Genomic DNA, 26,672 nt, shown 5'->3' on the forward strand with positions numbered 1-26,672 from the left:
GCAGTCGCCGTCCCGGTACGCGGGGCGGACGTGCCGGCCAGTGGGGATCCGAGCTGCGGTATCGGCGCCCCGGCACTCCGCGGCGGGAATGGCTGCTCCCCAACTCCTCCCGATAGTGAGATCATGGGCGGGTGGGATCCGACACGGATGTGAAACCGGGGACGCTGCTGGTGGCGGCGCCCACGCTGCAGGACGACAACTTCAGTCGTGCGGTGGTCTTCGTCATTCACCATCACGACGAGGGCACGCTCGGCGTAGTGCTCAACCGGCCCAGCGGGATACCGGTGCACGACGTGCTGCCCAAGTGGAGCGAGCTGGCGAGCGAACCCCAGTCGCTGTTCGTCGGCGGCCCCGTCGAGCAGCGCACCGCGATCTGCCTCGCCGCGCTGCGGACCGGAGTCGACGCCGGGGAGTTCAGCAACATCGTCGGCGTCAACGGCCCGGTGGGGCTGGTGGATCTGGACAGTGATCCGGACGAGCTGGCCGGGCAGGCACGCGGGATGCGGTTCTTCGCGGGCTACGCGGGCTGGGGCAGGCAGCAGCTGGCGGGCGAGATCGACCGGGGGGACTGGCACGTGTTCCCCGCCCTGCCGGAGGACGTGATCGCGCCGCCCGACGAGAACCTGTGGGCCGGGGTGCTGCGCAGGCAGGGGCCGCCACTGGCTTTTCTGGCCACCCATCCGGGGGATGTCCAGCTCAACTGAGCGAGTTCTCCCGCGCGGGCAGCGGAAGTGCCGTGCCGGTGCGCACCCGCCTCGGTGCGCGGCAGTGCTCCTCGGTGGAAGCCACCTCGCGGTGCTCCCGGTTCACCGGTCGTCCGGTGGAGCCGTGCCCTCGCCCCCACTGGCTCCCGTGGCCGTGGCGGCGAAGCATCCGCCCGCCGCCGAGCACAGTCCCGCCGCGGCACAGCCACCACCGCTCGGCTCGGACACGTTCCCGGCGGGTGCCGAGGAGCAGGTGGCACATCCGGAAGCCGCCGGCGCGGTCTCGGGCACCGCTGCGGCCGCTCGCCCACCGAGCACGCCACCGGCCACTATCAGCACCAGCGCGCCGAGCACGCCGATCCCGGTGATCAGCCATCCCGTGCCGGTGCCGCCCAGCGCGGCCAGGCAGCATCCCACCACCACGGCGATCGCTCCCCCCGCGAGGATCGGCGGAGCGGCCACCCGGTTGGCCAGTCGGAACGTCTCGTCGTCACGCAGCGCCGCCGGGGTTCGCACCCCCACGTACCGGTTGCGCGGCAGCGTGCCGCGCAACCCGCGCCACCCCAGAACCAGCGCGGCGAGACCGGCGACGATCACGACGGCACACACGATGATCAGCGATGCAAGTGCCACCCCGCCAGCCTACGACGCCGCCGCGCAGGGGGACGGACAGCTCCCGCCTCGGGTGCGCGGGAGCACACGTGGTGGCACTCCGACTCCACTGCTACGGTTCCCGCCGTAGGCCCCGGATCCGCCTCTTCGGTCTCGAACGTCGGCCGCGACGCCGTCCGGGGCAGCCGCATCGTTCGCACCTGTCCCCCTGTCGGGGGTTCCCACCCGGTCATCGCGCTTTACGCTCCGGTTATGCTGGCCGTCGTGGCCACCGCCCGACTGCTTACGAGGCCGCGCTGAGGCGATCGATCCTCGGCGCGGCAACCCCTCATGCCCGGCAAGGGCTGAGGGGTTTTTAACTTTTCAGTGGCGGCACACCGATGAGTCGCTCGGAGCGTTACCCGGCGAGTCGGAGCGACGGACTAGGGGAAGGAAACGCACACGATGAGTGGCGCGGAACGGAACTCACAGGGCACGGATGGTGCGGGCGACGACACGCCCCCCTTCCGGTACACCGCGGGCATCGCGGGTGACATCGAGCGGGACTGGCAGCGGCGCTGGGAGGAGCTCGGCAGCTACCACGCCGCGAACCCGGTGGGACCGTTGCGTGGGCAGGGCGCCGCATCCGAGAAGCTGTTCGTGCAGGACATGTTCCCCTACCCCTCGGGTTCCGGCCTGCACGTGGGGCACCCGCTCGGGTTCATCGGCAGTGACGTCTACGCGCGCTACCACCGGATGCTCGGGCGCAACGTGCTGCACACGATGGGTTTCGACGCCTTCGGGCTGCCCGCCGAGCAGTACGCGGTGCAGACCGGCACCCACCCGCGGACCACGACCGAGAACAACATCGAGCGCTACCTGACGCAGATCCGCAGGCTCGGGCTCGGTCACGACGAGCGGCGCCGGGTCGCCACCACCGACATCGAGTTCTACAAGTGGACGCAGTGGATCTTCCTGCAGATCTTCCATGCCTGGTACGACACCGAGGCCGACCAGGGCAGGGGGCGGGCCCGCCCGATCAGCGAGCTCGAAGCGGAGTTCGCCTCCGGTGAGCGGGCCACGCCGGACGGCACCCCGTGGGACGAACTGGGGCGCGACCGGCAGCGCGAGATCATCGACTCCTACCGGCTGGCCTACCTCTCCGAGGCCCCGGTGAACTGGTGCCCCGGGCTGGGGACCGTGGTCGCCAACGAGGAGGTCACCGCGGACGGTCTCAGCGAACGCGGCAACTTCCCGGTGTTCCGGCGCAACCTCAAGCAGTGGATGATGCGGATCACCGCCTACGCCGACCGGCTCGTCGACGACCTGGACCGGCTGGAGTGGCCGGACAAGGTCAAGACCATGCAGCGCAACTGGATCGGTCGTTCGCGGGGCGCGGAGGTGCGCTTCGCGCTGGAGGACCGGGACGAGACGATCGAGGTGTTCACCACCAGGCCGGACACCCTGTTCGGCGCCACCTACATGGTGCTCGCCCCGGAACACCCGCTGGTCGACGAGATCCTCGCCGATCCCGAGAAGTTCGGCGAGTGGCCCGCGGGCACCGATCAACGCTGGACCGGCGGCTACTCGGGGCCTGTTGAGGCCCTCGCGGGCTACCGCGAGTTCGCCGCGACGAAGTCCGAGCTGGACCGGCAGGAGAACAAGGACAAGACGGGGGTCTTCACCGGGCTGCGCGCGGTCAACCCGGTCAACGGCGAACTCGTTCCGGTGTTCGCCGCCGACTACGTGCTGCTGGCCTACGGAACCGGCGCGATCATGGCGGTCCCCGCGCAGGACCAGCGCGACTGGGAGTTCGCCACCGAGTTCGGGCTGCCCATCGTGCGCACCGTGGAACCCCCTGCCGACTTCGAGGGCGAGGCCTACACCGGTGACGGACCGGCGATCAACTCCGCCTCGGAGGTCACGGGGCTGAGCCTGAACGGTCTCGCGGTCGAGGACGCCAAGACCAAGGTCGTCTCCTGGCTGGAGCAGCACGGGCACGGCAACGGCAGCGTGCAGTACAAGCTGCGCGACTGGCTGTTCGCGCGGCAGCGCTACTGGGGCGAGCCGTTCCCGATCGTCTACGACGAGTACGGCAACCCGAGGGGACTGCCGGAGTACCAGTTGCCGGTGGAGCTGCCCGAGGTGGCCGATTACTCCCCGCGCACCTACGACGCCGAGGACGCGGACAGCCGTCCCGAACCGCCGCTTTCCAAGGCGTCCGACTGGGCCGAGGTGGAACTGGACCTGGGCGACGGGCTCAAGCACTACCACCGCGACACCAACGTGATGCCGCAGTGGGCCGGGTCCTGCTGGTACCAGCTGCGCTACATCGATCCCGAGAACGACGAGCGGTTCGTCGACCCGGAGAACGAGCGGTACTGGATGGGGCCGCGTCCCGACCGGCACGGCGCGAACGATCCGGGCGGGCTGGATCTCTACGTCGGCGGCGTGGAGCACGCCGTGCTGCACCTGCTGTACGCGCGGTTCTGGCAGAAGGTGCTCTACGACCTGGGGCACGTCTCGGCCGAGGAGCCGTACCGCAGGCTGTACAACCAGGGCTACATCCAGGCCTACGCCTACACCGACTCGCGCGGTGTCTACGTGCCCGCCGAGGAGGTCGTCGAGCAGGACGGCAAGTACTTCCACGACGGCGAGGAGGTCAACCGCGAGTACGGCAAGATGGGCAAGAGCCTCAAGAACTCGGTCTCGCCCGAGGAGATGGCCGACGCCTACGGCGTGGACACGCTGCGGCTCTACGAGATGTCCATGGGGCCGTTGGACGCCTCGCGGCCGTGGGCGACCAAGGACGTGGTCGGTTCGCACCGCTTCCTGCAGCGGTTGTGGCGCAACGTCGTCGACGAGCGGACCGGCGAGGTGCGGGTCACCGACGAGGAACCCGACGTCGAGCTGCTGCGTGCGCTGCACAAGACCATCGCCGGGGTGCGCGAGGACTACGGCGCGTTGCAGTTCAACACCGCCGTGGCCAAGCTGATCGAGCTGAACAACCGGGTGACCAAGGCGTACTCGGGTGCCGCCGGCCCGCCGCGCGCGGTGATGGAGCCGATGGTGCTGCTGGTGGCCCCGTTGACGCCCCACCTGGCCGAGGAGCTGTGGTCGCGGCTGGGCAACGAGCGGAGCCTGGTGCACGGGCCGTTCCCGGTGGCCGACGAGGAGTACCTCGTCGACGACACGGTCGAGTACCCGATCCAGTTCAACGGCAAGGTCCGTTCCCGGATCACCGTCTCGGCCTCGGCCGAGCAGGACGAGATCCGCGCCGCCGCGTTGGCCGACAGCAGGGTCGTCGAGCTGTTGGGCGGCGGCGAGCCGCGCAAGGTGATCGTGGTTCCCGGGCGGCTGGTCAACGTGGTCGGCTGATCGCTTTCCCGTCGTGGCGGGTTCGCCCGCCACAGCGTCCTCGCCGGGGCTTCGGTTCCTCGTACGGGAGCCGGAGCCCCGACGTGCTCGCCGGTGATGAGCGGGCACGGGACCGTGCCGCGCCCTGGGGCCTGCTGCCGGTAGGGGCCGCGTGAGCGGTGCATGATCGAAACATGCGAACGAACGTGCGGATCGACTCCGCCACTCGGGAGAGGCTCGCTCGCATCGCCGAGCGCGACTACGGCGGTGCGAGCCCGGACGAGACCGTGGCCCGACCGGCTTTCGAGCACGCGTCCTTCGCCGCGCTGGCACGGCTGTCCGACGAGGAACCGCGGGAGTACCGGGCCGAACAACACGCCTTGGCCGAGACCGATGTGACCGTGTCCGATGTGCACGACTCCGAGTGAGCGAAACGACCGTGCCCCTCGCGGATGTGGTGGGCCGATTTCGAAGCCTTTCCGGCCCGTGCCTCCGAGGTCCGAACGAGCGGTAGCTTACCTCGATCACGTCTCCCGATTCGACTTTCGCCGCGGCCACGGTGAATCGTGCCGAAGTTCGTGGGATTCGTCGGTGATCTTCGCTCAACCCGGTTGGGGATTCGTGCGTCCGGACGGGGGACATACGGAAACCGAACCGTGCGATCAGCCCCAGGGCTACGGAGAGCTGATCGCACGGCGAGAGGAGCGAACCGCTGTGCGTACTACGCGTACGAGAACCGGCCTGACCGGACTGGTGGGAACCGGAATCGCCGCGGCTGCTCTGGTGGTAGGCGCGCCGTTGGCAGCGGCGACGCCTTCCCAGACCCAGCCTACGCTCACCGTCGCGACGGACGAGGAGAACCACCAGGAGGGGACCGCCGGGCCGGACGGGCTGTACGGCACCCCCGGTCAGGACGTGATCAAGGGCCGGGGCGGCTTCGACGTCATCTTCGGCGAGGCCAATGAGGACAGCCTGTTCGGCAACTCCGGCAATGACGTCATCCGGGGCGGTGCAGGCAACGACTTCCTCCACGGTGGACCGGGCGGTGACTATCTATACGCCGGTCCCGGCGACGACACCGTGATGTCCGACGAGCTCGGTTCCGACGACGAGGCGGACGTCGTCGACTGCGGTCCCGGCACCGACCGCTACAACGCCGATCTCGACGACGAGGTCGTCAACTGCGAGATCCCCTACTACGGCAGGGGCTGACGCCTGCACTTCGTCGTGCCGCCTCGCGGGGCGGCACGACGAGTCCCGGTCGGCTGTCGCCGTGCAACGGTCGTGATCTCCCCATTCCGGGCTGCAGGAGCGACAGCCGACCGCGGATTCGCCGTGCGAGCGTCAAGCTCGAACAGGATTCTGGGCGGGCAGGGCTTCGGCAGGGCGTCGAGTCCCGCTGATTCGCGGGTTCCGGCAGCGTGCGTGGTGTGTTCCAGCCGGTCGGCGAGCCGGACCTTGATGACGGACTGTCGCGTCACACCCAGCCTCCTGGCTTCACTATCCAGCGCCGCGATCGAAGTTGTCGTCGAACTCCGCAGCCCTCTAAATCCCTACCTCCGCAGCGCGAGACCTGTGCACCGAGATGATCCCGATGTTCTCCGGACGCACGGTCCGGCTGAGCGCCACTTGCCGCCGATGCGGCCGATCGGTTCTTCCGGCAGTGTGCCGCGAGCTCAGGCGGGCCCGACCACGCCGGTGAGCAGCACGTACAGCGGCAGCCCCAGGTTGTTGACGGTGTGGACGGCCACCGCGGGCCAGATCGATCCGCTGCGGCGCATCAGCTCGGCGGCGATGACGCCCACCGCGATCGCCGCGGGCAGCACGATGTTGATGCCGTGGAACAGGGCGAAGATCACCGTGCTGCTCAGTACGCCGGTGACGGTTCCGTAGCGCAGCAGGGCGTTGGCGACCACGCCACGGAAGAGGAACTCCTCACCGATGGGAGTGAGCAGGGACAGGAATACGAACGTCAGGATCAGGTGCAGCACCCCGCCGTTCGCGGCGTCGTAGTACGTGCCCTGCGGATTGGAGTCGAATCCGGTGATGCCGATGATCGCGTAGCTCAACAGGAGATTGGCAGTGAGGGCGACCACGCCCCCGCTCACACCGATGAGCATCCAGCGCCAGGTGGTGCGGCGCACGCTGAAGGCTGCCAGGGAACGGATGCGTAGCAACGCTGCCACGCCGAAGCCGGCGAGGCCGACCACGCCCGACCAGGCGGTCAGGACCAGCCCGTACGCCGTCGGGCCCAGTTCCAGCCCCCACGGGCCGAAGAACGGCACCAGGGCCGTGGCGGCGAGCATCGCGAGCAGGCCGACCACGATCTCGGGCCATCCCGGGCGCTTCGGTGAGGTGGTATCCGCCGATGTCGGCTGCTGTAGTTCGGCTTGATCAGTGGACATGGTGGTTGACTCCTCGTGCTCGTTGTTCTCGAAGGGGGCGTCGCACCGGTGCACCGCTTCCGGCCGACGCGAGTCATCGCAAACCGTGCCGTTGGGGCATGGTCAAGCTCGCCCGGTGCTGCTTGACTGTGTCCTCGGGCACACGACCCACCGTCGAGGACAGCGGTTGCCGAGGAGCACGAGAGGAAGGCGGTCCGGTGGCTTGGAGCACGCGGCAGTTGGCAGAACTCGCGGGCACGACGCTGAAAACCGTCCGCCACTACCACGAGGTCGGACTGCTGGACGAGCCGGAACGGGCGGCGAACGGGTACAAGCGGTACCGCATCGGGCACCTGGTCCGACTGCTGCGGATCCGCAGGCTCGTCGACCTGGGCGTGCCGCTTTCCGAGATCGCTGTGATGGAGGAATCGGAGGAGAACACGGAGCAGTCCCTCCGCGCTTTGGACGACGAGCTGGCGGCGAGCATCGAACGGCAGCAGCGGATGCGGGAGGAGCTGGCCGTGATCCTGCGGCATCGTTCCCCGGCCGACCTGCCCGCGGGCTTCGACGAGGTCGCCGCCGAGCGCTCGGACGCCGACCGGGCCCTGCTGCTGATCTATTCGCGGGTCTTCGGCGACTCGGCGATGGCGGCGTTGTGGGAGATGCTGTCGCGACCTCCCACGCCGGTTGAGAAAGAGTTCGACGCCCTGCCCGCGGACGCGAGCGAGGACACTCGGAGTCGGCTGGCCGAGCGCTACTTGTCGGAGATCCGCCAGCACTACCAGAACCACCCCGCGCTGCTTGATCCGTGGGCGAAAGCCCGGCGGCGGGAAGAGACGTCCAGGGAGTCGGTCGTCGTCCAGGCGTTGCTGGAGTTGTACAACCCCGCCCAGCTCGATGTGCTGCGGCGCATCGACGCGCTGCACCCGAAGGACGGCACGAGCTCGGGCGGCGGGTGATCCGGGACGAGCGCGTGGCTGTGGGGCTGCCGGATGGCACTCGTCCGCCGGGGTGGGCGCGCGCCGAAACCCCGGGGAGCGCCAGACTGGTTCGACAACTCCGCCACGGGGTAACCGGTCGGGCGGCAGTCGAACGAGCTGGAGGACGTATGCGGACCCCGAGTATCCCCGTGAAGTTCGATCCCGCGAAGCTGCGCGAGTCACTGGATGGCCGCTGGGGCGAGGTGCGGGACCGGGTGCGTGGCGTCCTGGAGAACGAATCTCTGCCCGCAGGCGACGGGCTGGACACCGAGTCCCACCGGGCGCACACCTTCGAACAGCTGCGGCGGTTGGCCGACAGCGAGATCGTCCGGGTCGGGTTTCCCGTCGAGTACGGCGGCTCCGGGGACCGCGGCGGCTCGGTGGTGGCCATGGAGATGCTGGCGGGCAACCTCTCGCTGATGGTCAAATCCGGTGTCCAATGGGGACTTTTCGGCGGAGCGGTCACCGCGCTCGGAACCGAACGCCACCACGAGAAACACCTTCGGTCCATCATGGATCTCTCGGAGCCGGGTTGTTTCGCGATGACCGAGACCGGGCACGGCTCCGACGTGCAGCACCTCGGAACCACGGCCGTCTACGATCCGGCCACGGCCGAGTTCGTGGTGCACACCCCGGACGAGTCCGCGCGCAAGGACTACATCGGCAACGCCGCCAGGGACGGGCGCACCGCCGCGGTCTTCGCCCAGCTGTACACCCCCACCGCCGACGGCGGGACGGCGAACCACGGGGTGCACGCCCTGCTGGTCCCCCTCCGCGACGAGGCGGGAGAGCCGCTCCCAGGAGTGTCTATCTCGGACTGCGGCCGCAAGGCCGGGCTCAACGGGGTGGACAACGGCAGGATCTCCTTCGACCGGGTGAGAGTGCCCCGGGAAGCACTGCTGAACCGCTACGGCGACGTGGCCGAGGACGGCAGCTACAGCAGCCCGATCGAGGGGGTGAACAAACGGTTCTTCACCATGCTCGGCACCCTGATCACCGGTCGGGTGTCGGTGGCCGGAACGGCCGGGGCCGCGACCAAGCTCGCGCTGGAGATCGCGCTGCGCTACGGCGACGCCCGGCGCCAGTTCACCAATCCCCGAACCGGCGGCGAGACACCGGTGCTGGACTACCTGGCACACCAGCGAAAACTACTGCCCGCGCTGGCCACCTCCTACGCGCTGCACTTCGCGCAGGAGGAACTGGTCGCCACGCTGCACGACCTGCGGCAAGCCTCCCCGGAGGATGATCCCGAGGGGCGCGCCCAGCGGGAGCTGGAGTCCCGTGCCGCCGGTCTCAAGGCGGTGACCACCTGGCACGCCACCCGCACCATCCAGGACTGCCGCGAGGCCTGCGGTGGATCCGGTTACCTGACCGAGAACCAGCTGACCGGCTTGAAGGCCGACACCGACGTGTTCACCACCTTCGAGGGTGACAACACGGTGCTGCTGCAACTCGTGGCCAAGGGGCTGCTGACCGATTACCGCGAGGGTTTCGACGAGCTCGGCACGCTGGGAATGGCCCGGTACGTCGCCGACCAGTTCGTGGGAACCGTGATCGAGCGGACCGCCGCCCGATCGTTGATCCAGCGTCTGGTGGACGCCTCACCCGGCCGCGACGACGAGGACGCGTTGTTCGACCGGGGATGGCAGCTGCGGCTGTTCGAGGACCGGGAACGGCACGTGCTGGACGGGGTGGCCCGCAGGTTGCGCCGTGCCGGCTCCGGTGACAACGACCCGTTCGAGGTGTTCAACGACGCGCAGGACCACGTGCTGCGCGCCGCGCGGGTGCACATCGACCGCATCGTGCTGGAGGCGTTCGTGGCCGGGATCGAGCGTTGTACGGATCCGGCGGTCGCCGAGATGCTGGAGCGGTTGTGCGATCTGTACGTGCTGTGCAACATCGAGGCCGATCGCGGCTGGTTCCTGGAACACGAGCGGATCAGCCCGCGCCGGTCCAAGGCGGTCACCGAGGCCGTCAACGCGCTGTGCAAGGGGTTGCGCCCGCACGCGGTCGAGCTGATCACCGCGTTCGGGATACCGCGCCAGTGGCTGCGGGCGCCGATAGCCACCGGTGCGCAGCCCGGTACCGGCTGAAGGTCCCGCCCGCGACCCCGCCGGAGGTGTTCGCCGGTCCGGCGCCCGTTACCGGTACAGCCCGGCTTCCCGGCCGAGCTCCTCCAGCATCGACTCGAACAGCCGGTCGGCGTGACTCACGTCGAAGGGGAACTTCTCGAAGACCTCCAGCGCGACCTGGCCGTAGAGCCTCGCCCACCAGCGCAGCATCATGTAGACCGCCTCGAGGCTGAGCGCCTCCGGGGGCATCTCGATGCCGTGGGTCTCGCAGGCCGCGGTCAGTTCCCGCTGGCTGTTCGTGAGTCCGGCTCGCAGCTCTTCCGGGATCCGGGGTGGCTGCGGGTTGTCGGGCCCCTCCGCCATGAGCGGCCCGACCACGCCGAGGAAGACGCTGCTCAGCTCGTCGCTGTGAGTGGCGGGTTTCTCCGGCGTCGCTGTGGAGTCGGACTTCCGAGCGTCGGCACCGGTGTGCCCGCTGCCGTTTCCGCCAGGGGTGGCGAACGCCAGCGTGAACTCCCGTGGATGCGTCAGTGCCCAGCTCCGGAAGCCCCGGCAGACCGCGAACACCTTGCTCAGGTGGTCGTCCTCGATCCCGCACATCGTCTCGTTCAGCTCCGCCGAGAGGTCGTCGCAGATGTCCTCGGAGAGCCGGTTGAGCAGGTCCTCGCGGGAGTCGTAGTAGCGGTACAGCGCGGGCGCGGTGATGCCGAGCTCACGTGCGATCGCGCGTAGGGTCACCGCTTCCTGTCCCTCGCGGACCAGCAGTTCGCGCGCGTGCCTGCGGATGTCGAGGTCCGTGGCAGCACGCAGCTGTTCACGGCGAGTGACTCCGTTCATGTGTCACTCCATCTGGTGCTTATCTCGGAGTTCATCGCTACAGTGGTGCGAAGTAAACGCCGTTAACTCGGGAATGGTCGGGTCGTGGTGACTGTACGGCTCGGTCCGCACAGCCGGAGGTCCGTGTGTTCGCTTCCTGGGGCTCCCTCGCATATCGCCGCAGGCTCCCGGTACTGGTGACGGTGCTACTAGTGGTCGTTACGGGCGGTATCTGGGGATTCGGGGTCTTCGACCGATTGTCCCAGGGCGGTTACGAGTCACCCGACAGCGAGGCCGCGGAGGCGCAGCGACGGGCCGAGCGGGCGCTCGGGTCCAGCGGCGACGTGGTGGTGCTCTACAGCGTGAACCGGGGGACCGTGGACAACCCCGAACTGGGGGAACGAATCCGGAGCACGCTGGCCGACCTGCCGGACTCCGCCGTACGGGAGGTCGACTCCTACTGGAGCACCCCGAACCCGGCGCTGACCAACGAGGACCGCACCACCGGGCTGGCCACCATCCAACTCGCCGGTGGTGAGAAGGACAAGACCGGTGCCTACGAGCGGATAGCCGATCGGCTCGACGTGGCCGGAGCGAGTACCGACGTGGCGGGAAACGTCCCGCTGCAGGCGTCGATGAGCAGGCACTCCAAGCACGATCTGGCGATGGCCGAGGCCGTCTCGCTGCCCGTGGTGCTGGTACTGCTGGTGATCATCTTCGGTGGTCTCGTCGCGGCCGCCCTTCCGGTACTCGTCGGCGGTGCCGCCGTGCTCGGTTCGCTGGGCCTGCTGCGCCTGATCACGCTGTTCGCCGACGTCAACACCTTCGCGGTCAACGTGGCCAGTCTGCTCGGGCTGGGACTGGCGATCGACTACGGCCTGTTCGTGGTCGGTCGGTTCCGCGAGGAGCTCGCGACGGGCCACTCCACCGGCGCCGCCGTGCGCCGCAGCGTGGCGACGGCGGGCCGCACCGTCGCGTTCTCCGCCACGCTGCTGGTGATCGCGCTGGGCAGCCTGTTGCTGTTCCCGCAGAGCTTCCTGCGCTCGTTGGCGTACGGCGGGATGTCCTCGGTGGCGTTGGCGGCGGTGATCTCGCTGACGGTGCTGCCCGCCGTGCTCGGCATGCTCGGTCCCCGGGTGGACAAGCTCGCGATGCCCTGGCGCCGCAACCGCCGGAGCGACGCCGAACCCGGGCGCGGCTGGTACCGGTTCGCCGACGCGGTGATGCGACGCCCGATGCTGACGGCCCTGCCCATCATCGCCGTGCTGTTGCTGCTGGGTGCGCCGTTCCTGCGGACCGAGTTCGGCACACCGGACGAGCGGATCCTGCCGAAGGACGATCCCGCCAGACAGGGAATCGAGCGGCTGCGTGCCGATTTTCCCTCGATGAGCAGCGACAACGTTCGGATCGTGCTGGACGGCGGCGGGAACGCCCCCACGCGCCAGCAGGTCGCCTCCTTCGGTGCTGCCGTCGGCGAGGTTCCCGGTATCGGCCAGGCCCGCGCCGCGGGAAGCCGCGACGGGGTCGTGGTGCTCAGGGCGGGCCTGGAGGCGGAGACGTTCGGCGGGCGGGCCAACGACGCCATCGACGAGATCAGGTCGTTGCCCCCGCCACCCGACACCGAGGTGCTGGTCGGCGGTGCCACCGCGCTGAACCTGGACAGTCTGCGCGACACCGTGAAAACCCTCCCGTGGGTGGCGGTGCTGCTCGTCGGGGCGACGCTGGTGCTGATGTTCCTGGCGTTCGGCTCGGTGCTGCTACCGATCAAGGCCGTGGTGCTGAGCGTGCTCAGTCTCTCCGCGACCTTCGGGATGCTCACCTGGATCTTCGTCGACGGACACGGCGCCGGGCTGATCAACGTCACTCCCGCCCCGCTGTCGGTGGGCATCGTCGTGCTGATGGCATCGGTGGTGTTCGGGCTCTCCACCGACTACGAGGTCTTCCTGCTCTCCAGGATGGTCGAGGCACGCGCCCAGGGTGCCGAGACACCCGACGCGGTGCGCACCGGCCTGGCCAGCACCGGCCGGATGATCACCGCCGCCGCGCTGCTGCTGATAGTGGTCACCGGAGCCTTCGCGTTCTCCGGCGTCACGATGATGCGGTTCATCGGGGTGGGAATGATCGTGGCGCTGCTGTTGGACGCCACCGTGGTGCGAATGGTTCTCGTACCCGCTTTGCTGCGCTCGCTGGGCGATGCGTCATGGTGGGCACCGGGAAGGCTGCGTCGGTTGCAGCGCCGGGTCGGCCCCTCCGAGACGGGGGCCGGGAACGAGCCGGAGCCGGAATCGGTGCGCTGATCGGAGTGTTCCGGTGGTGAGCAGGGCGCTCGGTGGGCGTGACCCCTCGGAGTCGGCCCACGGCGCCGAGAAGGTCGAGTGAGCATCCACGCCACGTCTCCGGTGCTCTCGCGAGAGTGTGACGCGGGGAGCCCGAGGTGGTGCCGACGAAGGACGACGAGTGAGCCGGAGGTGGCCGATGTCCTGGCGACAGAACCCGAATGACCCCGACGATCGGTTCGGGCAGCACGCGGAGAACCCGGAGCACATGGAGAACCCGGAGCACGCCGATGGCCGGGAACACGCCCAGCACGCGGAACCCACGGCGGAGGGGGAAGCCGGTGAGGGCGGCAGCGTGCTGGTCTACACCCGCCCGGGCTGCCCGTTCTGCATCTCGCTGCGCGCTGGGCTGCGCAGACACGGGGTGAGCTTCGAGGAGACCGACATCTGGCAGGACGAACGGGCGGCCGCCGCTGTCCGGGAGCTCGCCGACGGCAACGAGACGGTTCCCACCGTGGTGATCGGTTCCTGGTCGGCGGTCAACCCCTCCGCCGAGGCCGTACGCGAGGCCGCGGCGACCCACGCTCCCGCGGCCCTGCCGGAGAGCGAGCCGGGCCTGGTGCACGGTGCGCTGCGGGCGTTGCGGTTGCGCGATTCCTGATCGCGGCTTCCGCTCGAGCGTCGAGGACGCCCGATCATCGGGAGAGCCGGTCCTCGGAAGGCCCGGCCGTCGGGACACGCGGTCCTCGGGACACGCGGCCGGCGGATTCCCGCGGGCTCTCGTTTCGGGAGGACCGAGGCGTTACTCGGCCACGGGGCCGAGGACCGGGGGCGGCCGTACGGGGGGCGTTACGACCGGCCCCGGCTGCCGCGATCGCCGATGGCGCGATATCGACGAGCTGCGACCTTTCCAGTGTGACCCCGAGGAACCCGAAAACGGTGCGATTTCGTTCCCAATAACCCCCGAACGGGGGTGTGATCGGCGGGCGGAACCGGTTCGAAATACGCGAATCGTGCGAGAGTGCTCAGCCTGATCCGCCGGGGGAACGGCAGACTCTCCGATGCCTGCCGTCCGCGTGGTAGCCGGGTAACCGTCCGGTGCGGTACGGGAGGCGGGTGACGAGTGTCAGCCCGGGGGTTCCCGGTCCGGTGGTGGTGGCCGTGTTCCCGGTTTCCCGGCGCGAGTGGTCGGCGCTGGTGGGGTTCGCGGTGGCCGCCCTCGGGACGGTTTCCGGGGGCACGAAGCTGGTGTCCACCGGTTCACCCAGCGAGAGCCGGTGGATCCGGGCGGTGCGGGCCAGGGGTGCTCGGGAGTGTCCGACGGTTCGCGAGTGCGTCACGTTTCGTTGTGTCATGCCTCCAGCCTGCTGGTCAGCACGAGGGAAGCGGATCCGTGCGGTTACTCATGAGTTACCTATTGTCGGCGGCCCGCTGGTTCGTTCGAGTGAAGTAAGTTCCCTCGCGTACCCGATTCCGCTCTCGCCGGGGACTGATCCCTGTTTCGTGCGAGCGGGTTTCGTGGTGCTGTGAGTCCGTACGGCGTCGGGAGGCTCGGCGTCGCGGGAACAGTCAGCCGAAAGGTATGGTCTAGACCATGTTGCGATTGAGTGGTGTCGGCGTCAGCAACGGTCGGGCCGCCGGCCCGGTGGTCCGGGTCGCCGAGCCCCTGCCCGAACCCCCCGCCTCCCCCGCCGTGACGGATCCGGAAGCCGAGGCCGCGCGGATCCCACCCGCCGCCCAAGCGGTGGCCGACGGACTGTTCGCCCGCGCCGCGAGCGTCGAGGGAGACGCCAAGGCCGTCCTGGAGACCACCGCCGCGATGGCGATGGACCCCTCGTTGAGCTCGCGTGCCGAGCAGCTCGTGAACCAGCGCGCGGTGCCCGCACCACGGGCCGTGCTGGAAGCCGCAGGCGAGTTCGCGGAGTCCTTGCGGGCCACCGGTGGCTACCTGGCCGAACGGGTACGTGACGTGCACGACGTGAGGGACCGGATCATCGCCGAACTGCTCGGGGTGCGGCCCCCCGGGGTTCCCGCCCTGCAGGAGCCCAGCGTGCTGGTCGCACGGGACCTGGCCCCCGCGGACACCGCCGATCTGGATCCGGACCTCGTGCTGGCCCTGGCGACCGAGGAAGGCGGCCCCACCAGTCACACCGCGATTCTCGCCCGCTCGCTGGGAATCCCCGCCGTGGTGGCGGTGCGCGGACTGCTCGCCGAGACCGCCGCGATCGCCGCCGAGGTCGACGGCGACAGCGGGGCGGTAGAACTGTCGGAGGAGCGGGTCGAGGTCCGTGCCGCCGAGCGGGCCGACACGACGGACTGGACCGGCAGCGGCGGCACCTCGGACGGAACCCGGGTCAAGATCCTCGCCAACGTGGGCGCGGCCGCGGACACGGCGGCAGCCGTTTCCGCGCGGGCCGAGGGAGTCGGGCTGTTCCGCACCGAGTTCTGCTACCTCGCGGCCGAGGACGAACCGGACGTCGCCACCCAGCGGGCGGCCTACGCGGAGGTGCTCGAACCGTTCGCCGGGAAAACCGTCGTGGTGCGCACCCTGGACGCGGGCGCCGACAAACCGCTGGGATTCCTGGACACCGGTAACGAGCCCAACCCGGCGCTGGGTGTGCGCGGGTTGCGGGTGGCGTTCGACCTGCCCGAGGTGCTCGACCGGCAGCTGACCGCCATCGCGGGGGCCGCGGGGGACTCGGGCGCGGACGTCTCGGTGATGGCTCCCATGGTGGCCACCCCGGAAGAGGCCGCCTGGTTCGCCGAACGCGCCAGGACGGCCGGGATCGCCCGCGTCGGTGCGATGGTCGAGGTGCCCGCTGCCGCGTTGATCGCCCGGGAACTGCTCGAAGTGGTCGACTTCGTAAGCATCGGCACCAACGACCTGGCGCAGTACGTGTTCGCCGCCGACCGACAGCTCGGCGCGCTGGCGGGGCTGAACGATCCCTGGCAGCCCGCGCTGCTGCGGTTGATCGCGATGATCGGTCGCGCGGGGAGCGAGACGGGCAAGTCGGTGGGGGTCTGTGGGGAAGCGGCCGCCGACCCGCTGCTCGCCCGCGTACTCGTGGGGTTGGGGGTGAGCAGTCTGTCCATGGTGGCCACGGCCGTTCCCGCCGTGGGGTCGGCGGTTGCCGGGGCCTCGCTGCCAGCCTGTGAACGAGCCGCCGAGACAGCGCTCGCCGCCTCGGACGCCGCCGGCGCCAAGGCAGCGGTGCGTGCGGCGTTCGAATGAACCTCAGCGAGTCGTCGGGTGCACGAAGCTCCACCGGTTCGGGGAGGCTTCACTCCGGTGGGGCCTCACCCTCCTGATCGAGCCCGTGCTCGATCGCGTAGCGGGCGAGCTCCACCCGGTTGTGCAGCTGTAGCTTGCGCAGTGTGGACTGCACGTGGTTCTCGACGGTGCGGTGCGAGATCACCAGCTTGTTCGCGATCTGGCGTGCGGTCAGCCCCTTGGCGACCTGCCGCAGCACATCCGTCTCCCGTTCGGTCAGCCGCGGTGGGTCCGGATCCGAGTCGTCCGGGGTGACCGCCATCCGCCGGTACTCCCCAAGCACCAGGCCCGCCAGGCCGGCGGTGAACACCGCGTCTCCCACCGAGGTGCGTTCCACCGCGTCCACCAGCTCGTCCACGGAGGCCGACTTGACCAGGTAGCCCGAGGCCCCGGCCTTGACGGCCTCCAGCACGTCGGCGTGCTCGCCACTGGCCGACAGCACCAGCACCCTGGTACCGGGGATTTCCTGGGTGATCTGGCGGGTAGCCTCCACCCCGGAGGTGTCGCCCAGATTGAGGTCCATCAGCACCACATCCGGGTGCACGGTCCGTGAGATACGCAGTGCCGAGACCGCGTCTCCGGTGGTGGCGCTGATGCGGAAGCCCCGTTCGGTGAGGTCCCGCGCCACCCCGTCTCGCCAGATCGGGTGATCGTCGACCACCATCACCGAAATCTTCGACCCCGTCATGCTCTCGCTCCTCAGTAATTCCCGCGTGCCAGTCCACCACTGTGCACGGTCCGGTCCCCCGAATCGGTGCGAGTGAGATGGATTTCCCATTCGGTGCCCTCACCGACCGAGGTGTCCAATGTGACAGTCCCACCGAGACTCTCCACCCGACCGCGGATCGACTGCGCGACTCCCATCCTTCCCGCGGCGGCCGCTTCCTCCAGCCTGCCTTCCGGGATGCCGGGCCCGTCGTCCCGCACGCTGAGCACGATCTCGGGCCCCAGGTCCTCCAGCAGGATCCAGGCCTGCGCTTCCGTTCCCGCGTGCTCCGCCACGTTCTGCAGGGCTTCGCCGGCGACCGAGACCAGCGCGGTGACCGTTTCCGCGGGCAGCGTGACCTCGGTGGCGGGTACCGAGACGTTGATCCCCGTGCCCTCGAGCGCTCGGAGGCGCGTGGCCAGGTCCGTGCTCGTCTCGCCGCGTTCGGCCGGGCCGGTGGATACCAGGGCTCGCAGCGCGGTCTCCTGCTCACCGGCCATAGTGGCCAGTTCGGCGGCTTCGCCGCCGAGTTCCCCGCCTCTGCGCCGTACTCGGGCCAGCACCTGGAGCACGCTGTCGTGGATGTCGCGTGCCAACCGCTCGCGTTCGGCCGTGGCCGCCTCGGCGCGCAGTGCTCTGGCCAGCCGCCGCGTGGAATGCTTGGCGGTTTCCGAGGCGAGTCCCAGCAGCAGTCCGATCACCAGGTGCAGCGCCGTGTCCATCCACATGTTGGAGTCGATGTAGCCGCGCATGGCGAGATTGGCCGCCGCCGCGGCCGCGCCGCTCGTGACTCCTCCCGGCATGCCGCACCGTACCGCGGCAGCGGTGACCATCGAGGCGTGCCACATGGTGACCACGGTCGGCAGGCCCTGTTCCAGTTGTTGCTCGGTGAGTACGAAGTAGCAGAGCCCGAACAGTGCCGTCGTGACGAACTGGTCCAGCAGCACCAGCCGTTTCGTGCGCCCCGACGGTTTGCTGTAGCGCCAGATGGTGAAGGCGGTCCAGCCAACCATCGACGCCATGATCACGGAACCCAGCGCGGGTTCGCGGTAGTGGGGCAGCATGACCAGGAACCACACGAAGGCGTAGATCAGGGTCAACACACGTAGTCCGTTGTGTGCCCGCCAGAGCGGGATGCGCCCGTCCGGAACCGCTTCCAGCTGCCCGTTCCGGTTGGTGGTGGTGTGCGGGGTTCCGCCTGTCGTCGTGAGTGTTCGCCACATTCTCGGCCACAGGGGTCGGTTGCGGTGTCCGTCCGTGCTGTCGCTGGTCGTGCTGCCCACTCTTCGGCGTTCCTTTCCGGCGAACTTGCCAGGGCCATACGTATCGACGAGCGCGCCGGGCTTCTCGTTCCAGCCTTCGCGGAGTTCGCTCCGGGACCTTCGTGACGGTTTTCACCCCGCCCCTCGACTCTCTTCCGCACGTGGTGACGTGCGAACCAGCCAAGTATGAATCTTATTCGTCTTGGCGCGGGGCGAGCGAACCGATCGTCGCTCGCGCGGGACGGCGCGCTCTCCCCCTCGCGCAGTCCCCGTCCCACGCCCCGGTCGTACTTCCCAGCCGTGCTTCCCAGTCGTACTACCCAGCCGTACTTCGCGGCCCGCTCCCGTATCCACCACGACGTTCCGAGAAAGGACCGAGAACCGCTGCCGTCCCAGCCATCGAGCCTATGGTTTCACCGAACGGAACCAGTCGATCACCTCGGACATCCAACGGGAAACGGGGTTCGACGAGTGAACGACGCATCGCATCGAAGCCCACACCGGGTGTGGCTACGAACCCGGCCGGATCTGTGCGAGGCTCCCGACAGGGGAGGAGTGAGAGATTCATGGGGTACTGGCCATTGTGGAGGCTCAGGCCCGCGGCGCTGGTCTACGTGATCGTGGTGCAGCTCGTGGCCGTGTCGCTGGTGTTCGCGGTCATTCTGACCACCGCTCCGCCGACTTCCGAGACGCTGCACCGCTTCGGGCTGCTCGCGTTCACCGCAGGCGTCGTGATCGTCGGTACCTCGTTGTCCATCCAGCTGCGCGACGAGGTTCGCCGGGATCCCTGGACGATCCACATCTGCTATCTCGTCACCGGCATGCTCACCCTGCCGCCGAACCTGCTCGTGCTGTTGTTGCTGGGGCCCGCCCTGCACGGGGTGCTCGGCGTGCGCGGCGAGTCGTACCGGTGGATGTTCGTCACCGCCGCCACCGTTTCGGCCACGTTCGTGGCCCGGGCGGTCGTCGGTTGGCACGAGCCGCAGTGGAATCCCCTGCTGCTGATCGCGGGCTCGGCCACCCTGCTGTTGCTTCGGGCCGCGATCGTGGCGGTTGGACTCCGACTGCGCAGACCCCGGGCTGACAGGGCCGAGATCCTGGGAGACCCGATCGATGTGCTGCTCGGCATCGTCGCCGCCGCCCTCGGCCTCCTGTTGGCGGTGGCGATGGAGCTCCATCCGGCCAGCGCGTTGCTCGCCGCACCGCCGATGGCACTGCTGGACATGGCCGGTCAGCTACCGCAGTGGCGGCGCTCGGCGCAGCGGGACGGCAAGACCGGACTCGTCAACGCGGTCCACTGGGACAAACTGGCACGTGCGGAACTGGGCAGGGCGAGCTCCCGGAAACAGCGGGCCGCGATCCTGCTGCTCGACCTCGATCACTTCAAGCGCGTCAACGACGAGCTCGGACACCTGGCGGGAGACGCCGCACTGTCCTCTATGGCCCTGATGCTGCGCGGCAGCGTCCGCAAGGGCGATCTGGTGGGGCGCTTCGGCGGCGAGGAGTTCGTCGTGCTGTTACCCGACGCCGACATTCCCGCCGCCAGCGAGATCGCCCACCGGATCCGGAGTTCCACCGCCTCGCTGTCCGTACCCGCCCGGGACACCCGAGGAGTGCACCGGGAACTGGACGGGCTCACCGTCAGCATCGGTGTGGCCGCCACCGAGCGGGTGGGCTACGAGCTGGAGGATCTGCTGGTGGCCGCCGACGCGGCCCTCCTCGCAGCGAAAGCGGGTGGGCGCAACGCCGTCAGCCTCGCGTAGTGGTTTCGCACGGTCCCGTGGCACGGCCGCTCGGGTGGCGGAACCTCCCGCACGGCTCTCGCTGCGGGTGCCCCGACCTCGGGTAGCGACCTACACAACGTCGGGACCGTCCTCGCGAGAGCCGCACGCGAGAACCCGCGGCGGTGCCGACTGCGTAAGTGATGGGGGTTCGTCGATTTCTCGCGAAATCGCCGCCCCCCGAAGTCGCTACTCAAGAGCCGGCCCAACGCCGCGAGGCACCGACTCACGTGACGGCTACCCGATCAGCTATGCGGGGCGAACCGAATTCGACCGAATCACTCGGGTGCGGGCTCTTCGCTGTCACTTTCGGGGGGTTCCCGCCCGCCTTCCACGGCGGCGGTGGCCGGTTCCGCCTGCCCGTCGCCCTCGTAAAGCGCGCGGACGGCGGAGTTGAGCATCGCCAGCACCGGCACGGCCAGCAGCGTACCGATGATGCCGGCGACTATGGCTCCCACGCTGATCGCCAGCACCACGGCGAGCGGGTGCAACCGCACCGCACGGCCGATCAGCAGCGGCTGCAGCACGTTGCCCTCGAGCTGCTGCACCCCGAGCACCACCCCGAGCGTCAGCAGCGCCGCGATCGGCCCCTCGGCGACCAGGGCGACGAGTATCGCGACCGCTCCGGACGCCACGGCGCCGACGATCGGGATGAACGCCGCGAGGAACACCAGCGCCGCCAGGGGCACCACCAGCGGCACACCTATTATGGCCAGCCCGATCCCGATGCCCAACGCGTCACCGACGGCCACCAGGCCGGTCGCCCGGATGTAGCCGATCAGCGAGTCGAATCCCCGGGTCCCCGCCAGATCGAGCCGGGAGCGCAACGGATCCGGCATCGGCCCCAGCAGGAACAGCCAGATCCGCCTGCCGTCGTGCAGGAAGAAGATCAGGGTGAACAGCATCAGCAGCATTCCGGTGAGGAAGCTGCCGAAGGTGGTGGCCGTGGCCAGCGCTCCGGTGGTGATTCGCTGCTGGTTGTCCTGCAGCCAGTTCCCGACCTGGTCGACGTATCTGTTGATCTGTGCCTCGCCGAGGTGCAGCGGACCGGTGGCCGCCCACTCCCGGACGGTGTCCAGGCTGGCCATCAGTTGCCGTTGCAGGTCGGGCAGACCCGCGATGAACGCGTTGATGACGAAGGTGAGGACACCGCCAACGGCGGCGAGTCCGCCGACCAGTACGACCGCGGTGGCCAGTCCGCGCGGCACGCGCAGCCTGCTCAGCGCCGACACGGCCGGAGCCAGCAGCGCGGACAGCAGCAGCGCGATGGCCACCGGGATGACCACCACGGACAGCTTGCCGACCAGCCAGCCGAGGGCGTACAGCGTGCCGAGGATGACCAACACTCGCCAACCGAGGGCTGCCGCTGTTCGTATCGCGACCGGAACCCTGGCGGCTTCGTCCGAATCCGTGACCTTGAAGGCGCTCACACCGCAACCGTATACGCACGCGGTGGATCACGGTGGTGACTCACGGCTCCGGTTTCGCCGTGTCCGGTTCGGGACGCACGCGACATCCCGGAATGTCACACGATGTGACGAACCGAGCGCTGCGTGAATGCGAAGCGGGGGATGTCTTTGGAAGAGTGATCGTCGGCAATCCGCTGGACGTGCTCCGGTCCGATTGTCCGTCGGTCGGCGGGAACGTCGTTCTCCCACCGGCGTGGCAGTGGACCGCACGCGAGGATCGGTCGGTGTTCTACCGCCCTTCCTCGTCCGGGCCCGTCGCGGCGGGAATGTCGTTCCGAGGAGGCTGCGGAGTTCATGTTCGACGGCGAGCAGGGGGTGACGGCCGACCGCCAACGGCGGTGGCTGTCCCGCGCGCTGGTCGCCGTCGGCGGGACCGTGGCCGGTGTTTCCGCTGCTTGGCTCTTCGGATCCGCCCAGGCCGTGGCGGTCGAGAAACCTTCCGAGGACGGCACGCTCCGCCAGGTCGGGGCGCTGATCCGACACGTCGACGATCGCTCTCCCGGTGCGCGAACGGACGGTTCCGAGGCGCACGAGCGCTACGACGACGAGCGGGCCGCATCCCCCGCGGAACCGGGCGCGGCCCGGTCCGGTCCGGTGTCGACCCTCTCCAAGGCGCTGGGAACCGAAGCTTGCGGTCGAACCACCACGGTGGATCCGGCCGACAGGACTGTCGGGAGTGGTGCGGAGAGCCGGGTATCCGGGCCACCGACCGAGAACGACAGGATCCGGAATGATCCTCGTCGAACTGATCGAGCTCGAACTGATCGAGCTCGGGCCGACCGACTCCAGCACGACCGTGCCCGGGTATCCCCGACCGTTTCCCCCGGACCGGATCGTGCTCGGGAAACCGTCGAGGAAAGCGGTCCACTCCGGACCGTGCTGGATCGTGACGAGCTCCGGGGAACCACCGAGCAGCTGTCCGACTCCGTTTCCGACGGGCTGCGTACCGCGCGACGTGAGGTCGATCCGTTGCTGCACCCCGTCGAGCGAGTGACGGGCACCCTGATTTCCGGGACGACGGGCGAGGAATCGCTCACCGGAGCCGTCGAGTCGGGCCTGGGAGAACTGCACGACTCGCTACGCGAAACGGTCTCGGGAGAGCAGCCGGGCGAGTTCCCGGACGAACCCGCCGGGAGCACGGGCATCGGAGCCGGGACGCTACCGGAAGACGGTGTGTCCGCCGCACATCCCGGCGACACCTCCGACGAGACCGGGTCGAACGACTCCGGCGCGTCCGGTTCCGAATCCGACTCCCGGGAAGCGGCCGTGCTCGCCGCGATCGACCGCGACATCGCCTGGCCGAACCACGAATCGCACTCCGAACGCGACGGTTCGTCCACGGAAAGTCGTGGCGGGAAACTTCCCTTCCCGTCCGGTAACTGCGGCTGCGGCACGGACACCAACACCTCCGGCGGCGGCTCGCACGGCGGTTACGGCCTAGGGGACTCGCTTCCCGTTTCGCGTTCCGCCGTCCCCTCGTTCGGCGCCATAACGCGCGCCAATGTTTACGACCCCGCGAGCCCCGAGGGGCCGCAACCGGGTACCACTCCCGACTGATTCTCGGTCCGCCGTGGCGGACCGCCTCGGGCCGGTTCGAGTGATTTCCACTCACCGTCACCCCGAGCAGTGTTTTTCGCCCTCCGCGACTTCGACCCCGAGCGTTACCGGAATCGAAATCCGTGCTCGCTCCATCGGGTCATTCGGCAATCGCAGTTCGCACAAAGCTTGCGTGCAGGGGCACTCCTGTATCGCGGGAAAGGAATCGGAGGAGAGTTCCATGCAGAGTTGGGCAAGGCGAGGCGTGCAAGCAGCGCTGGTGACCGGCGGAATGCTCGCGGCCGGTACCGGTGTCGCTGCGGCGTCCGGGAACTGCCCGGACCGTCCCACCTCACCGCTCGGTGACCCGCTGACTCCGGCCGAAGCGGCCGGAGACGGCACTCCCAGCCGCAGTGGGCTGTGCTTCGCGGGCGAGTTGTTCCCGGAGGACGGCAGGGATCCCCTCCGGGACACGATCGCCAACGCCACCGCCGACACCCTCGTCGGCGTCATCGAACCCATACGCGATGTCCCACCCGAGTTCGACAACGAGCGCACTCAGCGGATCCCGCGCATCACCGATGCGCCGGAGCCCGATGTCGAACGGACAGTCGAACGGACCGGCGAGCGAACAGCCCGGCAGCACTGGATCCCGCCTCGTACGGCGTCGACGGAGCGCCTGCCGGTCGAGCCTCCCCGCACCGGCCCCGCCACCGCGCTGCCCGAGTTGTCCTGGCGCACGGACGTGGCACGTTCCGCCCCGCTCGGGACCGCCGCCCGAGCCGAGGCTCAGCCCAGGGAACGCTCTCGCGGGAGGCACGCGGCCCAGGAGAGCAAACCGGCGGACGGCTTCCACCGCTCGTTGAGCTGGTCCGGACCGATCGGCGAGATCGTCGACAGGCTCGTCGATGCCCGGCAGCGAGTGGACGCCCTGCCGCATGACGACGCCCTGCCGCATGACGACGCCCTGCCGCATGACGAAGCCCGGCCGCACGTCGACGACAGCACCCTCGAGATGCTGCCCGTCGCGTTGGTGAGGCCGCACATCGATCCGGCCGTGGCTCCCGAACTGGCCGCCCCACGCGGCGAGGGGATCGTGCAGGCCGGTCCGGTCGCGCGGTCGCACAACACACCGGGGCTGCTGCTCACCGATTCGGTCGACCTCACCTCGGCCGGGCTGGACACCGGGCCGGATCTGCGCGCGGTGCCGCGCGAGCTGCTGCGCTCGGTGCTTTCGGCGAATTCCGGTGTCGAGCGCCCCGCGGAGGACGCCGAGCCGCTTCGGCTGCCGAACGAGGCACATCAGCGAGCCGAGCAGGTGCCCACGCTGGTGGAGCCGGAACTTCTGGTCGCCACTCCCGATCCGATGAACGGCTCGGACGGTGCCGAGCTCGCCGAGCCGCTGGGGGAGTTCAACGCGTTCGGCGGCAACGCCGAGACCGGCGGTTTCTCCCGCATCGCACGCGAGTTGAGCGTCGAGGCAACCACCGCTATCCCGGCCTACGAAGCCGGGGAGGACGAGGTGGTCTTCAGCGAGCGCCCCGAGTTCTCGCGCGTGGTGGTGCGGGAGCTGGATGAGTTGGCGGCCGCGATGCCGGAACGGCAGCAGGTGACTTCCAACCCGTTCCGCGAGCGGCCCACCGCCCGTGGTGCCGTCCCGGCGAAGATGATGGCGTTGCCGCTACTCGACGGGCACACGCGTCCACTGCCCGCGCTGGACGCCAACGGTATGCCGAAGGTCGGTGCCGTGTGAGCGCCGTGGCGGGTTCGCCGCACGCGTACGACCGGGACTGACCACCCCGGAAGTACGCGTCCTGTCGCCCTTGCGGGACCGCTTGGCGATTGTCGGTAGCCGCGGGGCGGCGTTATCGGGGCCGGGGAGCTGGGAACTCCCCGGCCCCGATTGTCGTCTCAGCTCCGGTGGCCGCCTCCGGGAGCCTCACTTCCGGGATCGCCGCCGCGGCGGTTCAGCCGCCGGATCCGTCCGGAGCGGTCGATCTGGCGCTCCCGGTGGGGCCGGAGCCCACGGATCCGCTGGTGCCGGACTCGGTCCCATCGGAGCGGGCTCTCCCGTCGTCGAAGCTTTCGCTGTCGGAGCCCTCGGTAGCGGAGCCCTCGACAGCGGAGCCCTCGGTAATGGGGTTCCCGTGAGCGGGGTCCTCGGGAGTCGACCGCTCACCGGGATTCGGCGTGGTGGGAACCGGCGTCCTCGTCTCGGAATTCGAGTACCGGGCCTGCCAACCGAGAAAAGCGTGGTAAACCAGGAAACCTACTCCCAGATACACATACGCGTTGCCGATCAGGTGCTCGAAGAAGTTCCACGTGAGCTCCTTGCCGTCACCCTGGGGAACCAGCCAGTGCGGGCCGATCAGGTAGAGCTCCACCGCGAGTCCCAACGAGACCAGCAGTGGCCAGTCGCGCCGGGTGTAGCCACGCCCGAACAGCAGCACCAGCCCCGGCACCACCCAGACCCAGTGGTGCGACCAGGAGATCGGCGAGATCAGCAGACCGAACACCGCGTTGATCACCAGCGCTGTCGAGTAGTCCCGGCGCTGTCCGTTCCGGGGGCGCAGTGCCGCCAGCATCCCGAACACCGCCAAGCCCGCCAGCAGCAGGATCAGCACCCCCAGGCAGCCGCTCAACCAGGGTTCCGGCACGGCGAGCTTGCTCAGCAACGAGCGCAGCGAGACGTTGCCCGCGTAGATCGAGGCGTCGCCCGTGAACTGCGGGCCGAACGAGACGTCGCTGCTGGCGAACACCTCGTGCAGCCAGAACTCGCGCGCGTCGTCGAACGCGAGCAGGAAACCGAGTGCCACGGTCGCCAGGAAGGTCACCACCGTCGTCACGATCGCGCGCAGGTCGCGGCGCAGCAGGAAGAACAGCAGGAACACGGCGGGTGTGAGCTTGAGGCCCGCGGCGATGCCGAGCAGCACTCCTCTGGGGTAGGGCAGCTTGCGGTGCCCGTCCGCCCGCCACAGGCAGTCGACGGCGACCAGCGCCATGAGCACCAGGTTGATCTGCGCGTAGGTGAGGGTTTCCCGTACCGGCTCGACGAGGGTGGCCAACGGCAGCACCGCGGCGGTGATCAGCAGGACGGTTCGTCGGCTCGCCGGGCCGAAGTCGGCCGTCCGAAGGATCACGTACAGCGTGACCAGCAGGGCGACGTGACTGACGAACATGATCAGTGCGACGGCGACCGTCTTGGAGACCAGCGCCAGCGGTGTGAACGCGACGGCCGCGAACGGTGGGTAGATGAACGGCAGCCGCAGTCCCACTTCGGTGGGCGGCAGATCGTGATAGATCGGTTGCCCGTTCCACCACGCCTGTGCGCCGAGCCGGTACACCTCGCCGTCGATGTGGGCGTGCGGGTCTATGGCCGAGACGAGGACCACCGCGAGGAACTCGCACAGTGCGATTACGAAGAGTATTTTTCGGTGTTCGTACACCATGCTGACAAGTGATCCCCG

20 protein-coding genes and 1 pseudogene are annotated in these 26,672 nt (G+C 69.2%); 12 read left to right on the forward strand and 9 right to left on the reverse strand.

Annotated features, from left to right (window positions below):
• Positions 1–131: 131 nt before the first annotated feature.
• The gene (locus BLR41_RS21435; RefSeq protein WP_092632344.1) at positions 132–704 is read left to right on the forward strand and encodes a YqgE/AlgH family protein; all 573 of its coding nucleotides are present in this window, start codon (positions 132–134) and stop codon (positions 702–704) included.
• A gap of 102 nt (positions 705–806) precedes the next feature.
• On the opposite strand, the gene BLR41_RS21440 is transcribed toward BLR41_RS21435, so the two are convergent.
• Positions 807–1,337: an SdpI family protein gene (locus BLR41_RS21440; RefSeq protein WP_092632347.1), complete on the reverse strand. Its 531-nt coding sequence runs from the start codon at positions 1,335–1,337 to the stop codon at positions 807–809.
• Positions 1,338–1,760: 423 nt separating this feature from the next.
• Here BLR41_RS21440 and leuS point away from each other — a divergent pair, with 423 nt between their 5' ends.
• The 3 genes from leuS to BLR41_RS22960 all read left to right on the forward strand — a co-directional run bounded on the left by leuS (position 1,761) and on the right by BLR41_RS22960 (position 5,864).
• Positions 1,761–4,673 (forward strand): leucine--tRNA ligase, encoded by a 2,913-nt coding sequence (gene leuS, locus BLR41_RS21445; protein ID WP_092632350.1) that lies wholly within the window; start codon positions 1,761–1,763, stop codon positions 4,671–4,673.
• A 173-nt stretch (positions 4,674–4,846) separates the two neighbouring features.
• Positions 4,847–5,080 (forward strand): hypothetical protein, encoded by a 234-nt coding sequence (locus BLR41_RS21450; RefSeq protein ID WP_092632353.1) that lies wholly within the window; start codon positions 4,847–4,849, stop codon positions 5,078–5,080.
• A gap of 286 nt (positions 5,081–5,366) precedes the next feature.
• Positions 5,367–5,864: a calcium-binding protein gene (locus BLR41_RS22960; RefSeq protein ID WP_176798092.1), complete on the forward strand. Its 498-nt coding sequence runs from the start codon at positions 5,367–5,369 to the stop codon at positions 5,862–5,864.
• 182 nt (positions 5,865–6,046) lie between these two features.
• On the opposite strand, the pseudogene BLR41_RS23920 reads toward BLR41_RS22960, so the two are convergent.
• Both BLR41_RS23920 and BLR41_RS21465 read right to left on the reverse strand, forming a co-directional pair.
• A pseudogene (locus tag BLR41_RS23920) lies at positions 6,047–6,169 on the reverse strand (type II toxin-antitoxin system BrnA family antitoxin); the annotation flags it as partial.
• 159 nt (positions 6,170–6,328) lie between these two features.
• Complete coding sequence (locus BLR41_RS21465) at positions 6,329–7,057, reverse strand: CPBP family intramembrane glutamic endopeptidase (RefSeq protein ID WP_092632513.1); 729 nt, start codon at positions 7,055–7,057, stop codon at positions 6,329–6,331.
• A 197-nt stretch (positions 7,058–7,254) separates the two neighbouring features.
• Between BLR41_RS21465 and BLR41_RS21470 the strand changes: the two genes are divergently transcribed.
• Positions 7,255–7,995 (forward strand): MerR family transcriptional regulator, encoded by a 741-nt coding sequence (locus BLR41_RS21470; protein ID WP_092632358.1) that lies wholly within the window; start codon positions 7,255–7,257, stop codon positions 7,993–7,995.
• Positions 7,996–8,144: 149 nt separating this feature from the next.
• Entirely contained in the window at positions 8,145–10,109 is a 1,965-nt protein-coding gene (locus tag BLR41_RS21475) for an acyl-CoA dehydrogenase family protein (RefSeq protein ID WP_092632361.1), read from the forward strand.
• Positions 10,110–10,157: 48 nt separating this feature from the next.
• On the opposite strand, the gene BLR41_RS21480 is transcribed toward BLR41_RS21475, so the two are convergent.
• Positions 10,158–10,925 (reverse strand): TetR/AcrR family transcriptional regulator, encoded by a 768-nt coding sequence (locus BLR41_RS21480; RefSeq protein WP_092632364.1) that lies wholly within the window; start codon positions 10,923–10,925, stop codon positions 10,158–10,160.
• Positions 10,926–11,050: 125 nt separating this feature from the next.
• On the opposite strand from BLR41_RS21480, the gene BLR41_RS21485 reads away from it, so the two are divergent.
• Positions 11,051–13,201: an MMPL family transporter gene (locus BLR41_RS21485; RefSeq protein ID WP_092632367.1), complete on the forward strand. Its 2,151-nt coding sequence runs from the start codon at positions 11,051–11,053 to the stop codon at positions 13,199–13,201.
• Between the two features lie 334 nt (positions 13,202–13,535).
• Entirely contained in the window at positions 13,536–13,841 is a 306-nt protein-coding gene (locus tag BLR41_RS21490) for a glutaredoxin family protein (protein ID WP_425426942.1), read from the forward strand.
• Between the two features lie 364 nt (positions 13,842–14,205).
• Here the strand turns inward: BLR41_RS21490 and BLR41_RS21495 are convergent, their stop codons facing one another.
• Positions 14,206–14,535, reverse strand: a complete 330-nt coding sequence (locus BLR41_RS21495; protein ID WP_143013155.1) for a hypothetical protein — start codon at positions 14,533–14,535, stop codon at positions 14,206–14,208.
• Positions 14,536–14,774: 239 nt separating this feature from the next.
• On the opposite strand from BLR41_RS21495, the gene ptsP reads away from it, so the two are divergent.
• Positions 14,775–16,412 carry a phosphoenolpyruvate--protein phosphotransferase gene (gene ptsP, locus BLR41_RS21500; RefSeq protein ID WP_092632373.1) on the forward strand — a complete coding sequence of 546 codons (1,638 nt, stop codon included), beginning with the start codon at positions 14,775–14,777 and terminating at the stop codon, positions 16,410–16,412.
• 49 nt (positions 16,413–16,461) lie between these two features.
• Here ptsP and BLR41_RS21505 read toward each other — a convergent pair whose 3' ends face one another.
• On the reverse strand, positions 16,462–17,139 hold the full coding sequence (locus BLR41_RS21505) for a response regulator (RefSeq protein WP_092632376.1): 678 nt from the start codon (positions 17,137–17,139) through the stop codon (positions 16,462–16,464).
• Positions 17,140–17,150: 11 nt separating this feature from the next.
• The gene (gene macS / locus BLR41_RS21510; RefSeq protein ID WP_245694695.1) at positions 17,151–18,440 is read right to left on the reverse strand and encodes a MacS family sensor histidine kinase; all 1,290 of its coding nucleotides are present in this window, start codon (positions 18,438–18,440) and stop codon (positions 17,151–17,153) included.
• Positions 18,441–18,985: 545 nt separating this feature from the next.
• Between macS and BLR41_RS21515 the strand changes: the two genes are divergently transcribed.
• Entirely contained in the window at positions 18,986–20,182 is a 1,197-nt protein-coding gene (locus tag BLR41_RS21515; RefSeq protein ID WP_092632379.1) for a GGDEF domain-containing protein, read from the forward strand.
• 296 nt (positions 20,183–20,478) lie between these two features.
• Here the strand turns inward: BLR41_RS21515 and BLR41_RS21520 are convergent, their stop codons facing one another.
• Positions 20,479–21,630, reverse strand: coding sequence for an AI-2E family transporter (locus BLR41_RS21520; protein WP_092632381.1), 1,152 nt, complete (start codon positions 21,628–21,630; stop codon positions 20,479–20,481).
• A 333-nt stretch (positions 21,631–21,963) separates the two neighbouring features.
• Here BLR41_RS21520 and BLR41_RS21525 point away from each other — a divergent pair, with 333 nt between their 5' ends.
• Positions 21,964–23,226, forward strand: coding sequence for a hypothetical protein (locus tag BLR41_RS21525; protein WP_092632384.1), 1,263 nt, complete (start codon positions 21,964–21,966; stop codon positions 23,224–23,226).
• A gap of 220 nt (positions 23,227–23,446) precedes the next feature.
• Positions 23,447–24,958, forward strand: a complete 1,512-nt coding sequence (locus tag BLR41_RS21530; RefSeq protein WP_143013156.1) for a hypothetical protein — start codon at positions 23,447–23,449, stop codon at positions 24,956–24,958.
• A gap of 214 nt (positions 24,959–25,172) precedes the next feature.
• Here BLR41_RS21530 and BLR41_RS21535 read toward each other — a convergent pair whose 3' ends face one another.
• Positions 25,173–26,654 carry a glycosyltransferase 87 family protein gene (locus BLR41_RS21535; protein WP_092632390.1) on the reverse strand — a complete coding sequence of 494 codons (1,482 nt, stop codon included), beginning with the start codon at positions 26,652–26,654 and terminating at the stop codon, positions 25,173–25,175.
• Positions 26,655–26,672: the final 18 nt, after the last annotated feature.

It is taken from the genome of Actinopolyspora mzabensis, assembly GCF_900101095.1.
Taxonomy (GTDB): Bacteria; Actinomycetota; Actinomycetes; order Mycobacteriales; family Pseudonocardiaceae; genus Actinopolyspora; species Actinopolyspora mzabensis.